The following is a 13,244-nucleotide window of genomic DNA, read 5'->3' as shown; positions in this document are numbered from 1 at the left end:
TTTGGTGCGGTTTTTGCGAACCGCACCAGCATGGGGATCAGGCCTGCGCCACCTTCAGGCGCGCCAGCGACAGCCGTTGCAGGGCCCAGCTCAGCAGCACTGCCGCCACCGTCAGCCCCACCACCAGCCCGATCCAGAAACCGGACGCCGCCATCGGCTGCGCCGGTGCAAACGGCAGCCATTGCGGCGCCAACCCCAGCCAGCAGCCGATCGGCAGCGCGAAGCCCCAGAACGCCGTCACCTGGATCACCATCGGCTGGCGCGAAACCTTGTAGCCGCGTATCGCGCACGATGCCGCCACCTGCGTGGAATCGGACAGCTGAAACAGCGCCGCGAACAGCAGCAGGTGCGCGCACAAGTCCTGCACCGCCGGGTCCGACGTGTAGGCCCGGGCGATCTGGTAGCGGAACAGCACGATGAAAATGGCCGACACCACGCCGAAGGCCAGCGACATCCACACGCCCACCCACGAAATGAACCGCGCCCGCGCCGGCTCGCCTTCGCCCATGGCCTGACCCACGCGCGTGATCAGGGCAATGCCAAAGCTGAGCGGCACCATGAACACCAGCGACGTAAAATTGAGCGCGATCTGGTGCGCCGAAATCGGTATCACGCCATACCGCGCCACCAGCAGGCTCACCGCGCCGAATGCGCTCACCTCGGCAAAATAGCTGATGCCGATCGGCACGCCCAGGCGCAGCATCGAAGCGATTTCGGGCCAGTGCGGGCTTTCCCAGTGGGTGAACGGATAGGTGGCGCGGTAGGCCGGCGCGCGGCGTATCCACAGCAGCATGGCAGCGAGCATCAGCCACATGCACAGCGCGGTGGACACGGCGCAGCCGACCCCGCCCAACTGCGGCATGCCCCAGTTGCCGAACACCAGCAGCCAGTTGACGAACACGTTCACGCACAGACCCAGGATGGCGATCACCATTACCGGCCGCGTTTCGTTGATGCTGGTGCTGTAGCCGTACAGCGCGCGGTACGCCGCAAACGGCGGCAAGCCCAGGCTGATGATGTGGACGAACAGCTCGGCCTGGTGCTGGACGTGTGGCGTCAGGTACAGATGGTCGAACAGCAGCGTGGCCAGGTTGGCCAGCGCCATGGCGATCACGCCCACGCCCAGCGACTTCCACAATGACTGGCGCACCGCGTGCGGCACCCGCGCCAGCTGGCCGGCGCCGATATCGTGCGCGACGATGCTGTTAATCGCCATCATGGTGCCGCTCACGGTGACCAGGATGATCGACCAGATCGACGCTCCCAGCGATACCGCCGCCAGTTCATCGGCGCTGGTATGGCCCGTCATGGCCACGTCCGCCACACCCATGCCCACCGTCGCCAGCTGGCCGATCAGCATGGGCCAGGCCAGCTGCCACAGCGAGGAAACTTCGGCGCGGATATTACGAACGGTGAACGAGTGCGGCATGGAAACCTGACCTGATGGGAGAAACCCTTGATTTTACTGTGAGATACACCAACTTGCGGATTATCATTTGGATCACGAACTCATTAAAGCTTTAATCTGCGCTAGACTGTTTTGACAGGACGGTGGACAGCCCATACAGGAGCAACAAGGTGGAATACAAGGATTATTACCAGACCCTCGGTGTGGCCAAGACGGCCTCCGAGGACGAGATCAAGAAGGCTTACCGCAAGCTGGTCCGCAAGTACCACCCGGACGTCAGCAAGGAAGCGGACGCGCAAAAGAAAACCCAGGAACTCAACGAAGCCTACGGCGTGCTCGGCGACGCCGAAAAGCGCGCGGCCTACGACGACCTCGGGCGCGGCCAGCAATTCCGCGCCGGCCAGGAATTCCGGCCGCCGCCGGGCTGGGGCGCAGGGGGCGGCCGTCCGGGCGCAGGGGGCTTCGGCGGCGGTGCCGATCCCAACGACTTCTTCTCGGACCTGTTTGCCAACTTCGGCAACGGCGGCGGACGCCGGCGCCAGGCCTACCAGCCGCAAAAGGGCGACGACACCCACGCCAGCATTACCATCGACCTGACCGACTCGTACACGGGCGCCACCCGCAAGATCAGCCTGATGGTGGCCGAGCGCGACGAGCACGACCGCATCCACACGCGCGAGCGCACGCTCAGCGTCAATATTCCGAAAGGCGTGACGGCCGGCCAGCAGTTGCGTTTGACCGGCCAGGGCCAGAATGGCGAAGCGGGGCCGGGCGACCTGTACCTGGAAATCCAGTTCAGCGCCAACGCCCGCTATCGCATCGACGGCCGCGATGTTTATCAGACCGTGCCGGTGGCGCCTTGGGAAATGGCCCTCGGTGGCGAGATCGAGGTGACCACGCCATCGGGCAAGGTCAATGTGACGGTGCCAGCCGGGTCGCAAACGGGCCGCAAGCTGCGCCTGCGCGGGCGCGGCATCCCGGGCAAGGAGGCTGGCGACCTGTACCTGCTGCTCGAAGTGGCGCTGCCGCCGGCCACTACCGATAAGGCGAAAGAACTGTATCAGCAGATGGCGCGCGACATGGCGTTCAATCCGCGCGCAGGAGGATGAACATGGCAACAAGCAATGAAACCATCGTCACGGCGGTGGTGATCGACGAAGTGGCCCTGACCCTGGACGAACTGGCGCACGCGTGCGCGGTGGAGCCGGGCTGGGTGGTGCAGCGCGTGCGTACCGGTGTGCTGCTGGAGACGGCGCCCGACGATCATGCAGTGTGGCGCTTTACCAGCGCCGACCTGGTGCGCGCACGGCGCCTGTGGCAGATCGAGCGCGATTTCGAAGCCAACGACGACGTTGCGGCGCTGGTGGTAGACCTGACCGAAGAAATCTCGCGGCTGCGCCAGAAGCTCAGCGCTGCCGGAGTGCGATAGGCGCAGGCGCAGCGATGCCGGGCGGCGTGTCCGCCATCGGCGGCCGTGGGCCATGTCCGCCTGGCTGCGCGTCGCTGCCCAGCCGGTAAAAATGCGGTGGCGCCTCCTGCGCGTGGTGCGGCATCGCGTGCGCGGCCAGGTCGATCTCGTGGCCGGCATGTTCGAGGTCGAGGAACTGCTGCATCAACCATCGCGTGGCCGGGCCCGGCTCCTCGTCGCCCCGGCGTATCACGTACAGCGGGAAGCTGAACGAGCTGCCCTCGCTGACGTCGAGCTGCACCAGGCGGCCCGCGTCCAGGTCCCATTGCACGAACTCCACCGGCATATTGCCCCAGCCGATGCCGCTGCGCAGCAGCGCATGCTTGGAACTGAGGTCGCCCAGGCGCCAGTCGCGCAGCGCCATCACGCCGAAGTCCTGTCCCTTGGTCAACGTGCTGCGGTCGGTGAGCACCAGCTGGGTGTGCTCGCGCAGTACTGCGCTTGGAATTTTGCCCTTGATCTGCGCCAGCGGATGGTCGGGCGAGGCGACCGGCACCATGGTCACATAACCGCAGCTCTGGCGCTCGATGGTGTCCGGCGTGCCCGGCATCCAGCCGCTGACGCCGATCTTGCACGTGTTTTCCATCACCAGTTGCGTGACCGCGCCCAGCGCCTCGGTGCGCAGCCGCATCGAGACGGTGGGAAATTCCTTCTGGAATGCGTGCAGGATGCGCACCAGTTTGCAGGTCGAAAACATCACATCGACCACCAGCGACACTTCCGCTTCCAGCCCCGACGACAGCGCCTTGGCCCGCGCCCGCATGCCATCGACCTTGAGCGAGACGGCGCGGGCGTCCGCCAGCAGCGCCTTGCCGGCCTCGGTGAGCACCGGCTTGCGCTTGCTGCGGTCGAGCAGCTCGATATTCAGTTGTTCTTCCAGGTTGGCGATGGTGTAGCTGATCACCGACTGGGTGCGGTGCAGCGCCCGCGCCGCGTGGGCGAAGCCGCCGTGGTCGATGACGGCAATGAACACGCGGAGCTGGTCGAGGGAGGGGAGGCCGGGGTCGCGCATGATGCAAGTCCTTATATCTACAATATCGATAGATATCATTTAAATTTAGCGTGTTTCCTCGATACTAAACCCGTTCTATGATGGATGCAACTTACCACTTACCAGGAGCCCATCATGGCAACCATTCTTCATATCGATAGCAGCGCTCGTCAAACCGGTTCCCTGTCGCGCCAGCTGGGCGGCGAACTCGTCGCCAAGTTGCAGGCAGCTAATCCAGCCGCCACCGTGGCGCGCCGCGACGTGGCCCAGAACCCGCTGCCACATATCACCGAAGCGCTGATCGGCGCTTTCTTCACCCCGGCCGAGCAGCGCAATGCCGACCAGGCCTACGCCATCAAAACTTCAGACGCGCTGGTCGATGAGCTGCTCGCTGCCGACACCATCGTCATCGGCACCCCGATGTACAACTTCTCGGTGGGCTCGAGCCTGAAAGCCTGGATCGACCACGTGGCCCGCGCCGGCCGCACGTTCCAGTATGGCGCCAACGGCCCGGAAGGGCTGGTCACCGGTAAAAAAGTGTATGTCGTGGTCGCCAGCGGCGGCGTGTACAGCGCCGGCCCTGCTGCCGGTTATGATCACGTCACCACCTACCTGCGCGCCGCGCTGGGCTTCCTCGGCATGACCGACGTGACGTTCATCCTGGCCGAAGGCGTGGCCATGGGCGAAGCGGCAGTGGCCGATGCCGTTGCCAAAGCCCGCAGCCAGATCGGCGCGATCGCCGGCTAATTTTCAGCACTGCTTTATCGACGCAAGCCCCGCTGGACGGGGCTTCGTCGTTTTCGCGTGAGAGCTGATATATCATGGGGGCTACGTATCCTGGAGCCCTGCATGAAACGCCACCTGCACCTGTTGATCATCGACCCGCAAAACGATTTTTGCGATCTGCCACCGGCGTATTTACCGGTCCACCCCGTTACCAGCGCAGCACGCACACCGGCGCTGCCGGTACCTGGCGCCCACGCCGACATGCAGCGCCTGGCCACGCTGATCAACCACGGTCGCGACGGCATCTCCGCCATCAGCGTCACACTCGACTCGCACCACCGTTTCGACATCGCTCATCCCACCTTCTGGACCGGCAGCGACGGCCAGACGGTTGCACCTTTCACCGAAATCACCGCCGCCCAGGTGCGTAGCGGCCAGTACCTGCCGCGCGATTCGGCCAACCTGGAACGCGCCCTGAATTACCTCGACCGCCTGGAAGCGGCCGGGCGCTACAAGCTGATGGTCTGGCCCGTGCACTGCGAAATCGGCAGCTGGGGCCAGAATGTCCACGACGACGTGCGCGCTGCCTACAACAACTGGGAAGACCATGCGCTCGGCTTGGTCGCCAAGCTGGCCAAGGGCTCCAATCCGTGGACCGAGCACTATTCCGCCGTGATGGCAGAAGTACCGTACGACGACGATCCCGCCACCCAGTTCAACACCGCCTTCGTCGATACCCTGGCCGCCGCCGACACCATTTACGTGGCAGGCGAGGCTGGCAGCCACTGCGTGAAAGCCACGGTCGAGCACATTGCCGACCATTTCGGCGCAGCGGCGTCGAAGCTGGTGCTGGTGACCGACTGCATCAGCCCGGTGTACGGCTTCGACGCCCAGTATCAGGCCTTCCTGCAGGCGATGGCCGCGCGCGGCGTGCGGCTGATGCAGTCGGGCGACGTGCTGCCCGAGTTGCTGGCCAACGCCTGATCCCTGATGATCACCCGGCGCCAGCTGCTGGCCGCCTCGGCTGCGTCGGCTTCTTTAGCGGTCGCGCCGGCGGTCCCGGCGGCGCCGGATGTGCTGCGCTTCGTGTTCTCGCGCCCGCTGGACAATCCGCGTACCCAATGGCTGATCCGGGTTTACACCCAGCTCACCACGGAGCTGGGGCTGGGCTTTGCCTTTGTCGAGGTGCCGCCCAAGCGCGCAACCGCCCTGGTGCTGCTGGGCGAGGTCGATGGCGAACTGGGCAGAACTTTCGATTACCAGTTGCTGTACCCGACCCTGGTGCGGGTGCCGGAACCCAATAACGCCGTGCGCTTTTCCGCCTACGCTACCCGCCCGAGCCTGCGCTTCGACACCTGGCACGCGCTGCGCGCCGGCGGCGTGCGCTGCGAGTACCGGCTCGGCATCGTCGAACTCGAGCGCATGCTGCTGCGTGAGCTGCCGGCCACGCAGGTGTCGGCCATACCCACCATCGCCCAGGGAGTGAAGAAATTGCTGCTGGGCCGCACCGACCTGTACTTCGACGTGGAGGAGGCGGTCGGCGATTACCTGTTTTTTTCTCGATCCCGCTCAGCGCCATGGCACCAGCACCATGCGGCAGGCTGGCGTGGTCCTGGCCACCACCGGCCACGCCTACCTGAACGCGTCGCGCGCGGCGCTGGCGCCCCCACTGGCTGCCGGGCTGGCCCGCCTGAAGCGCCAAGGCGATGTGCAGCGGCACTTGCTCGCTGCCCTGGCCGCGTACAAGGCCAGGCTCTGACGGGTGAATCACGCTATCGCCCATGATCGCGTAAGATCATGGGCATAAGCAATTTGGAGACCCAATGAAGCAGCCCATCGTCCGCAGCCTGCTGGAGACAGATTTATACAAATTCACCATGTGGCAGGCCCTGCTGCACGGCCATCCCAACGCCCACACCGAGTACGAGTTTGTCTGCCGTAACCAGACCGCTTATCCGCTGACCGAGCTGATCGAAGAAATCGAGCGCGAGCTCGACCACCTGTGTTCGATGAGTTTCCGCGACGAGGAACTCGACTACCTGCGCGCTCTCCGTTACATCAAGAGCGACTTCGTCGACTTCTTGACCGTGTTCCGCTTCCAGCGCAAGTTCATCGATGTCCGCGCCGACGCCGCCACCAATACGCTGGTGATCCACGCTGCCGGTCCGCAAGTGCACGTGATGGGCTTCGAGATTTACGTGCTGTACATCGTCAACGAGCTGTACTTCCGCCGCTTCGACCAGCAGGCCGCGCTGGCCGAAGGCCGCCAGCGCCTGGGCGCCAAGATCGCATTATTAAAAGAATTCGGCCTGACCGAGCCGCAGCGTTTGAACCCGTTCGAGTTTTCCGACTTTGGCGTGCGCCGCCGCTTTTCCGGCGCCTGGCACGACGAGGTGGTGCAGCGCCTGTCGCGCGAAGTGCCCGAATACTTCAAGGGCACGTCCAACGTTTATCAGGCGATGAAGTTCGGCCTGGTGCCGATCGGCACCATGGCGCACGAGTACATGCAATCGTTCCAGGCCTTTGGCGTGCGGCTGCGCGATTTTCAGAAGGCGTCGCTCGAAGCGTGGGTGCAGGAGTACCGGGGCGATTTAGGGATCGCGCTGACCGACGTGGTGGGGATGGATGCGTTCCTGGACGACTTCGACCTGTACTTCGCCAAGCTGTTTGACGGGCTGCGCCACGATTCGGGCGACCCGGTGGTGTGGGGCGAAAAGGCGCTGGCCCACTACGCCGCGCTGCGCATCGACGCCAAGACCAAGCGCCTGGTGTTTTCGGACGGCTTGAACCTGGAAAAGGCGATCTCGCTGTATCGCCACTTTGCCGACCGCATCATGGCGGGCTTCGGCATCGGCACGCACCTGACCAACGACGTCGGACTGGCGCCGCTCAATATCGTCATGAAGCTCGTCGCTTGCAACGGCCAGTCGGTGGCCAAGCTGTCCGACTCGCCGGGCAAGACCGTGTGCAAGGACGAGACCTTCCTCGCTTACTTGCGGCAGGTGTTTCACCATCCTGCCGTGTAGTTCGGCTGAGAACCTGCCGCAGCAGGGAGGCGGCCGCAAGCTGCGCCGCATCCCCTGCCGTGCACGGTTTTCAGGCTGCGCGGGCGCCGAAGCTGGAAAGAATGGCGTCAGCCTGTTCCACCTGGTCGTCATCGTAGATGTCGATGGTGAGCATGGCGCCGGAGCGTTCGCGCGCGTGCTCGGCCGCATCCGGCCCGCCCGGCGTCAGGTTGTCGAGCAGGTGGCTGACGGTGCTGGTGGCGCCGTTTTGCGGCAGCGGCTTGTGCCTGGTGAGCGTCACGCTGGCCGGTGGAAAACCCTTGGACAGCAAGGCGGTGCGCGCGCTTTCGGCGTCCGTGACTTCCGTAAAGTTGCGGTGGATGGTGCGTGTCATGAAGGCCTCCGTATGATTGTTGGGTGATGGGGCTTAGAAGCCGTCCACCACGGTTGCGAAATGCTCCACCTTGGGCGCACGGGCAAAGTGGTCGCCCACCAGCGCACGCCAGGCCTGGAAATCCGTGCTGCCGCGAAAATCAACCGTGTGGTTCTCAAGTGTTTCCCAGCCGATGACCAGGTGGTACGTATCGGGCGTTTCGATATCGCGATCGAGGCGCATCGACAGGCAACCCTTGGCGCCGCGGAACAGCGGCACTGCCTCGGCCGCGCCGGCCTGGAAGGCGGTGTGCGATTCGGGCTTGATATAGAGCTCGGCGACTTCGTAAATCATGGATGTCCTTCCCTGGTGGAGAGGATCCCATTGTGCCTCAAACCAAGCTTTTACGTCTGTGCGTCGGGTGCTGGAGGCGTGCGCAGGATGAAGCGCAGCGCCTGGCGCGCCAGCTCCGGCACATCGGCGCCCGCATCGGGCTTGTACCATTGCACAGTCCAGTTGAGAGCGCCGAAGATCAGCAAGCGGTCAAACTGCGACGGCGCCACCCAGTCGCCGGAATTGTGCAGCGCACCGATGGCGCGATCCCACACCGCCTCATAGCGGTCCTTGAGCGCCACCACCCGCGAACGCGACGGCTCGTCGAGCGAACGCCATTCGTACAGCAGCACGGCAATATAGTGATGATCGGGCGCCAGCAGGGTGTGCAAGTGCGCCTCGACCAGCTGTGACAGGATCTGGCACGGCGGCAGCGGCTGGTTGCCGATCCGCTCGACCTCGGCCAGCGCCTGTTCCAGGCCGTGTTCCATGATGGCGGCCAGGATGTCCTGCTTGGACTTGAAGTGATAAAACCAGCTACCCGCCTGCACGCCAGCCGCCGCCGCGATATCGCGCACGGTGGTGTTCTCGTAACCCTTGGTGCGGAACAACTCGGCCGATTTCTCGATCAGTTCGGTGCGCAATCCCCCGCCTGCTCCCTTGAGTGGCCTGCCGCGTTTTTTCGGGCGGGATGCGTCGATGACGTCGGGGAGTTGCATATATGGAAAATCGATCAAGAGAGTCGCGTCACCGTTGATTCTAATGCAGGCAATCACCAATCAATCAACAATCAGCGCGAATTTGACACTTTTGTCATAGAAGTTGATCGGTTTGTGTTGCATTGCAACAGCCAACTGCGCAGTCTTGATCCTTGCAGAGCTGAATCAGGCCGTGAACCTGATCCTGCTGGAAGATGGTGCCGGTATATTTCCCGACCGCCGGCGCCGGTAGAAGCGTCCCGTGGGGGCGCTAATGAGTCGTTCCATGTGAGAACTGAAGCCATCATAGCGGCCGATTGTGACGGGCGTTTGACGTGGAGGACGTGTCGTGAGTGCGTTCGTCGCCAAAGTGGAGTAGAATCACAAGTCTGTGGGGACGACCTGGTTTCGACGTGGGTTGCAAAGCAGAGCAGGGCATACCGAGGGCGGGCTACCTCGTAAATACAACCTGAAAAAACTTAACTGCAAACGATAACTCGTACGCACTGGCAGCTTAATTGCTGTTAGCTCCACAACACCTCGTCCCTGGGGTGGGCCGTTAAAAGCTGTGGAGTCATTTACAGGGACTCGCGCTCGGAGGGGTCACTTCAAAGAGCGCTAAATCTAAGGTGAATCGCTAGTCCAAAACGTGCACGTCCGTGTTGTACTGGTTAAATTAAATGATAGTGCTAAGTATGTAGAACTGTCTGTAGAGTGCTTGCGGACGCGGGTTCGATTCCCGCCGTCTCCACCAAAAAACACTTTGGAATCAAGCAGTTAGAAAGAGAAGGCTGTCATTAGTTGGGGTGTTTTGGGGTTGTTTTGGCTCCGGAATGACAACAAAATGACAGCCTTTTTACGTCGCCATTCCTGCGGGAGGGCGTAAATCAGCGAGTGGCAAAGTGCTATACTTGTCTCCCGCTCGTATCTGTTTTGAGCTTCGTTTTCGCAAGAATTTACATATGACCGAGTTGAACCGTAGAAATTACAATGAGACGAAAGCTGCAGAAGTGACGTTTTACTTCTTGAAGCGTGCAAAGGAACGTCGTGGCCACGTTACTAAGCTGCGTCTTATGAAATGGCTCTATCTCGCTGAGCGAGCGGCATATGCGAACTTTGGTGAGCCGTTGACCGGCGATCTTCTTTGTTCAATGGAGCACGGCCCTGTGCTTTCGTCCACTTTGTATTTGGTTGAGAAACCTAGTCTGCAGCGACGTAGTAATGGCGCATTTAGTGCTGTCGTTAGCGCAGTACGCGAGAACAATAAACATCAGTATTTGACTATCCGTGAAGACTGTCCGTATCGCTCTGTAGATGATCTTCGTCAGTTAAGTGATGCAGAAGTCGGGCTTCTTGATTCCGTTTGGGAGGAATTTGGGGGGATGTCGTCCAAGCAGCTTGAGAGCTATCTTCATCATCCAGATCACACGCCAGAGTGGCAATGGTCGCGGGGAGATGGAAGTAATCCCATAGAGCTTGAAGATTTATTTTTAGCTCTCGGTAACAGTGAAGAGCAGGCAAAGCAGCTTGTCGAAAGCATCAAGGCATTCGAAAGCATAAACCTCGCATTATCTTAACGATGGGCGGTTTATCATCTGATAGCCGAGTTCAGGCAGGCTCGACTATTCTTATTCCAAGTGGCCCCACTGGCGACCATTTATTTGTAGTGGTTCTCGGTGGTAAGATTATCAATGGCAAAGAGAGCCTACTGCTGGCTAGCTTTAGTACTGCCCGGCACGCAACTGATGATATGACCTGTCCTGTCAGTCCCGGTGAGCATCCTTTTATCGTTGACGCAAGTTTTATCGCTTACTCAAAGTGCCGGTCTGATCCTTTGATTGATGTTATTGCCCGTCTAAACGACGGGTATTTTAGGGCTAAGCAGGCTGTTTCACCTGCGCTTTTGGAAAGAATTCGGCAGGGCCTTTCAGTAGAAAAAAGTCGTATCCGCCGAGATATTAAGGATGACTGGGGGCTGTGGTAATGTAGAAAGCAGTCGGGGCAGCGAGGCCGATTAGAGTGTGCGGGTCAAGAGTTCACCTGAGGTTCTGCTAAATATAGACTCGGCTTTATTGCCAGCGCTGATGTCGGCATCTGGCATCCAGCGACCATACACGCGAGCAATCATCGTCCAGTCCTTGTGTCCCATCTGCTTCGCCACCCACATCGGGTGCTCACCGGCGGACAACATCATGCTCGCGTACGTGTGGCGCGTTTGGTACGGTTTGCGGTAGCGTACGCCGCCGCGCTTTAGCGCCCACGTCCACAAGGTTTTGCGGATCGATTGATCACCAGTCCAGCGTTCACCCGTCTGCGGGTTTTGGAACACCTCAGTGTCCTTGAGCCAGGTGTGCTGCTTCTGTTCCTTCAGTGTTGGCGCCGACCCAATACTGACCCACCGGGGATGCGGACCTTTTCTTGGACTGGTTTACATCGTTAAACCCAAGCTTTCACGATACTCGATCGGACTCAGATAGCCAAGAGAGCTCTTGATGCGCTTTTCGTTGTACCAGCGAATGTANGGGGATGCGGACCTTTTCTTGGACTGGTTTACATCGTTAAACCCAAGCTTTCACGATACTCGATCGGACTCAGATAGCCAAGAGAGCTCTTGATGCGCTTTTCGTTGTACCAGCGAATGTATTTATCGAGTACYTCCACGAACTGTTCGATCGTCGTCGACCGCCAGTCCCCAGGATAGAACATCTCCGTCTTCAGCCTACCAAAGAAACCTTCGCAAGCTGCATTGTCGGGCGAGCATGCCTTGCGCGACATTGATCGCGTCAGCTTCGCATCAGCAACCCGAGCTAACCAGCCGGGCCATCGATAGTGGCCACCGCGATCAGAATGGACGATCGGCTTCTCATCACTCTCGGTCACGGTATCGATGGCCGCATCCAACATCGTGTTCACAAGCTCTGCATCCGGGCTYGTGCCAATCGACCAACTGACGACCATGCCATCGAAACAGTCGATCATCGGCGACAGATAAACCTTCCCTGCCGGGATATGGAATTCCGAGATGTCCGTGAGCCACTTTTCGTTGGGAGCCGTCGCATGGAAATCGCGATTGATGAGGTTCTCTGGGGCGGGACTGATTTCTCCRACGTAGGAACGATACCTGCGGCGCTTTGGCCTAGCCGCAATGTSGCCCGCCTGCTTCATCAGGCGTCGCACGACTTTCTCCGAAATAAACACGCGCCGTCTRTTCAACTCAGCTTGAATCCKTCGATAGCCGTAGGAGCGATGGGCATCCTCAAAGATCTCGGTGATCGCCGGACGTACTTCCGCGTATTTATCGGCAACGCGTARCGGTGACCGATGATAGAAATAGGAGCTGCGCGGCAGGTCGAGCCGATCAAGCAGCTCTCGCAGGGCATACGCYTCTCTYAGGGCGTCAACTAACACTGTCTTCTCCTGGTTGCTCAGGAGTCGTGGGTCGACGCCCAGATCTTTTTTTAGGAGTTCATTCGCTTTCGTAAGAAGGTCGTGTTCCAGCTTCAGATTGCGAATTTCACTTTGGAGCGCGGCGACCTGCTGTTCCAGATCGTTCTGGTCCGATTCTGATGGCAGGCTCTTTTCTCGTTTCATGGATGCCGGGGCCTCTCGGCCAAGTAACTGATTCTTCCAGTTGTACAGCGTCACACGGGCGACGTCCAGCTTTGAGGCTACATYCTGCGCACTGCCCTCGCGCGTACACAACTCGTAGACAGCTGCGCGCTTCGAGTCCAATGAGGCTGCCGGTTTGTTCACCTTGCCAACAACGGTTTTCTTAGTTTCTGGATAGCGTTCGCCAACCCACTCGGAAAGCTTTTGTCGAGAGGGATAGCCCAACGTCCGGCGGGTAAAAGCAAAGCACCGNTCACCTTGCCAACAACGGTTTTCTTAGTTTCTGGATAGCGTTCGCCAACCCACTCGGAAAGCTTTTGTCGAGAGGGATAGCCCAACGTCCGGCGGGTAAAAGCAAAGCACCGCCCGTGATTGACGTAATGCTCGATGGCGGTGTTCTTCTGCTCGTCCGAGTATTTTGGAAGCGAGCGCATGTATTTCTGCTGTAAGTATCCTCCTTCCTCAAATTCGGCGCACCAAGCTTTGAGCGAATTCTTCGTCGGATAACCCAGCTCGCGGATGGTCGCTTGAAGGCGCCTCCCGTACTTCAGATAAAGCTTTACTGCCCGAAGGCGCTCTTCGTATGAATACATGGACTACTCCCAAATAGTCCAAGATTTTGTCCGCATCCCC

Annotated in this window: 14 protein-coding genes, 1 other RNA gene and 3 pseudogenes; 9 read left to right on the top strand and 9 right to left on the bottom strand. The window is 60.4% G+C overall.

All coding sequences use genetic code 11. From position 1 onward, the window contains the following. Positions 1 to 37 precede the first annotated feature (37 nt). A complete protein-coding gene (locus tag ASF04_RS00070; RefSeq protein ID WP_056137277.1) occupies positions 38 to 1,429 on the bottom strand; it encodes an MATE family efflux transporter in 1,392 nt (463 codons plus the stop codon). Between the two features lie 149 nt (positions 1,430 to 1,578). On the opposite strand from ASF04_RS00070, the gene ASF04_RS00065 reads away from it, so the two are divergent. Both ASF04_RS00065 and ASF04_RS00060 read left to right on the top strand, forming a co-directional pair. Continuing rightward, a complete protein-coding gene (locus ASF04_RS00065) occupies positions 1,579 to 2,517 on the top strand; it encodes a DnaJ C-terminal domain-containing protein (protein WP_056137274.1) in 939 nt (312 codons plus the stop codon). A 2-nt stretch (positions 2,518 to 2,519) separates the two neighbouring features. Then, positions 2,520 to 2,837 (top strand): chaperone modulator CbpM, encoded by a 318-nt coding sequence (locus ASF04_RS00060; RefSeq protein ID WP_229204871.1) that lies wholly within the window; start codon positions 2,520 to 2,522, stop codon positions 2,835 to 2,837. Here ASF04_RS00060 and ASF04_RS00055 read toward each other — a convergent pair. Then, the gene (locus ASF04_RS00055) at positions 2,815 to 3,888 is read right to left on the bottom strand and encodes a LysR family transcriptional regulator (RefSeq protein ID WP_056137270.1); all 1,074 of its coding nucleotides are present in this window, start codon (positions 3,886 to 3,888) and stop codon (positions 2,815 to 2,817) included. The genes ASF04_RS00060 and ASF04_RS00055 overlap by 23 nt on opposite strands. A gap of 114 nt (positions 3,889 to 4,002) precedes the next feature. On the opposite strand from ASF04_RS00055, the gene ASF04_RS00050 reads away from it, so the two are divergent. The 4 genes from ASF04_RS00050 to pncB all read left to right on the top strand — a co-directional run bounded on the left by ASF04_RS00050 (position 4,003) and on the right by pncB (position 7,619). Continuing rightward, on the top strand, positions 4,003 to 4,614 hold the full coding sequence (locus ASF04_RS00050; RefSeq protein ID WP_056137268.1) for an FMN-dependent NADH-azoreductase: 612 nt from the start codon (positions 4,003 to 4,005) through the stop codon (positions 4,612 to 4,614). Between the two features lie 102 nt (positions 4,615 to 4,716). Continuing rightward, positions 4,717 to 5,577, top strand: coding sequence for a hypothetical protein (locus ASF04_RS00045; RefSeq protein WP_056137266.1), 861 nt, complete (start codon positions 4,717 to 4,719; stop codon positions 5,575 to 5,577). A 6-nt stretch (positions 5,578 to 5,583) separates the two neighbouring features. Then, positions 5,584 to 6,378 (top strand): hypothetical protein, encoded by a 795-nt coding sequence (locus tag ASF04_RS00040; RefSeq protein WP_056137264.1) that lies wholly within the window; start codon positions 5,584 to 5,586, stop codon positions 6,376 to 6,378. Positions 6,379 to 6,416: 38 nt separating this feature from the next. Further along, positions 6,417 to 7,619 carry a nicotinate phosphoribosyltransferase gene (gene pncB / locus ASF04_RS00035; RefSeq protein WP_056137262.1) on the top strand — a complete coding sequence of 401 codons (1,203 nt, stop codon included), beginning with the start codon at positions 6,417 to 6,419 and terminating at the stop codon, positions 7,617 to 7,619. A gap of 70 nt (positions 7,620 to 7,689) precedes the next feature. Here pncB and ASF04_RS00030 read toward each other — a convergent pair whose 3' ends face one another. From ASF04_RS00030 to ASF04_RS00020, 3 genes are read right to left on the bottom strand one after another with little or no spacing between them, the layout of a single operon-like run. Next, positions 7,690 to 7,992 (bottom strand): hypothetical protein, encoded by a 303-nt coding sequence (locus ASF04_RS00030; RefSeq protein ID WP_019921752.1) that lies wholly within the window; start codon positions 7,990 to 7,992, stop codon positions 7,690 to 7,692. A 33-nt stretch (positions 7,993 to 8,025) separates the two neighbouring features. Further along, the gene (locus ASF04_RS00025) at positions 8,026 to 8,325 is read right to left on the bottom strand and encodes an antibiotic biosynthesis monooxygenase (protein ID WP_056137260.1); all 300 of its coding nucleotides are present in this window, start codon (positions 8,323 to 8,325) and stop codon (positions 8,026 to 8,028) included. Between the two features lie 50 nt (positions 8,326 to 8,375). After that, on the bottom strand, positions 8,376 to 9,023 hold the full coding sequence (locus ASF04_RS00020; RefSeq protein WP_056138339.1) for a TetR/AcrR family transcriptional regulator: 648 nt from the start codon (positions 9,021 to 9,023) through the stop codon (positions 8,376 to 8,378). A gap of 372 nt (positions 9,024 to 9,395) precedes the next feature. On the opposite strand from ASF04_RS00020, the gene ssrA reads away from it, so the two are divergent. The 3 genes from ssrA (at position 9,396) to ASF04_RS27240 (ending at position 10,986) form a co-directional block, all read left to right on the top strand. Beyond that, positions 9,396 to 9,756, top strand: a transfer-messenger RNA (tmRNA) gene (gene ssrA / locus ASF04_RS26425). 208 nt (positions 9,757 to 9,964) lie between these two features. Next, the gene (locus ASF04_RS26420; RefSeq protein WP_082488363.1) at positions 9,965 to 10,579 is read left to right on the top strand and encodes a Panacea domain-containing protein; all 615 of its coding nucleotides are present in this window, start codon (positions 9,965 to 9,967) and stop codon (positions 10,577 to 10,579) included. A 2-nt stretch (positions 10,580 to 10,581) separates the two neighbouring features. Next, positions 10,582 to 10,986, top strand: coding sequence for a hypothetical protein (locus tag ASF04_RS27240; RefSeq protein ID WP_156368493.1), 405 nt, complete (start codon positions 10,582 to 10,584; stop codon positions 10,984 to 10,986). Positions 10,987 to 11,016: 30 nt separating this feature from the next. Here the strand turns inward: ASF04_RS27240 and ASF04_RS00015 are convergent, their stop codons facing one another. The 4 genes and pseudogenes from ASF04_RS00015 to ASF04_RS28635 all read right to left on the bottom strand — a co-directional run. Continuing rightward, positions 11,017 to 11,331 carry a tyrosine-type recombinase/integrase gene (locus ASF04_RS00015; protein WP_229204870.1) on the bottom strand — a complete coding sequence of 105 codons (315 nt, stop codon included), beginning with the start codon at positions 11,329 to 11,331 and terminating at the stop codon, positions 11,017 to 11,019. Between the two features lie 99 nt (positions 11,332 to 11,430). Beyond that, positions 11,431 to 11,523, bottom strand: a pseudogene (locus ASF04_RS28640) (IS3 family transposase); the annotation flags it as partial. A 29-nt stretch (positions 11,524 to 11,552) separates the two neighbouring features. Next, positions 11,553 to 12,863, bottom strand: a pseudogene (locus tag ASF04_RS00010) (IS3 family transposase); the annotation flags it as partial. Position 12,864: 1 nt separating this feature from the next. Further along, positions 12,865 to 13,204 (bottom strand): annotated as a pseudogene (locus tag ASF04_RS28635) (IS3 family transposase); the annotation flags it as partial. Between the last annotated feature and the right edge of the window lie 40 nt (positions 13,205 to 13,244).

Source organism: Duganella sp. Leaf61 (assembly GCF_001421905.1).
GTDB lineage: Bacteria > Pseudomonadota > Gammaproteobacteria > Burkholderiales > Burkholderiaceae_D > Rugamonas > Rugamonas zoogloeoides.
The sequence above is the reverse complement of the archived record's forward strand: the minus strand, read 5'-3'. Positions and strand labels throughout refer to the sequence as shown.

Bases quoted from the DNA above. Each gene is read 5' to 3' on its own strand.
- ASF04_RS00070 (WP_056137277.1), bottom strand. From the start codon at position 1,429: ATGCCGCACTCGTTCACCGTTCGTAATATCCGCGCCGAAGTTTCCTCG.
- ASF04_RS00060 (WP_229204871.1), top strand. From the start codon at position 2,520: ATGGCAACAAGCAATGAAACCATCGTCACGGCGGTGGTGATCGACGAA.
- ASF04_RS00055 (WP_056137270.1), bottom strand. From the start codon at position 3,888: ATGCGCGACCCCGGCCTCCCCTCCCTCGACCAGCTCCGCGTGTTCATT.
- ASF04_RS00050 (WP_056137268.1), top strand. From the start codon at position 4,003: ATGGCAACCATTCTTCATATCGATAGCAGCGCTCGTCAAACCGGTTCC.
- ASF04_RS00045 (WP_056137266.1), top strand. From the start codon at position 4,717: ATGAAACGCCACCTGCACCTGTTGATCATCGACCCGCAAAACGATTTT.
- ASF04_RS00040 (WP_056137264.1), top strand. From the start codon at position 5,584: ATGATCACCCGGCGCCAGCTGCTGGCCGCCTCGGCTGCGTCGGCTTCT.
- pncB (WP_056137262.1), top strand. From the start codon at position 6,417: ATGAAGCAGCCCATCGTCCGCAGCCTGCTGGAGACAGATTTATACAAA.
- ASF04_RS00030 (WP_019921752.1), bottom strand. From the start codon at position 7,992: ATGACACGCACCATCCACCGCAACTTTACGGAAGTCACGGACGCCGAA.
- ASF04_RS00025 (WP_056137260.1), bottom strand. From the start codon at position 8,325: ATGATTTACGAAGTCGCCGAGCTCTATATCAAGCCCGAATCGCACACC.
- ASF04_RS00020 (WP_056138339.1), bottom strand. From the start codon at position 9,023: ATGCAACTCCCCGACGTCATCGACGCATCCCGCCCGAAAAAACGCGGC.
- ASF04_RS26420 (WP_082488363.1), top strand. From the start codon at position 9,965: ATGACCGAGTTGAACCGTAGAAATTACAATGAGACGAAAGCTGCAGAA.
- ASF04_RS27240 (WP_156368493.1), top strand. From the start codon at position 10,582: ATGGGCGGTTTATCATCTGATAGCCGAGTTCAGGCAGGCTCGACTATT.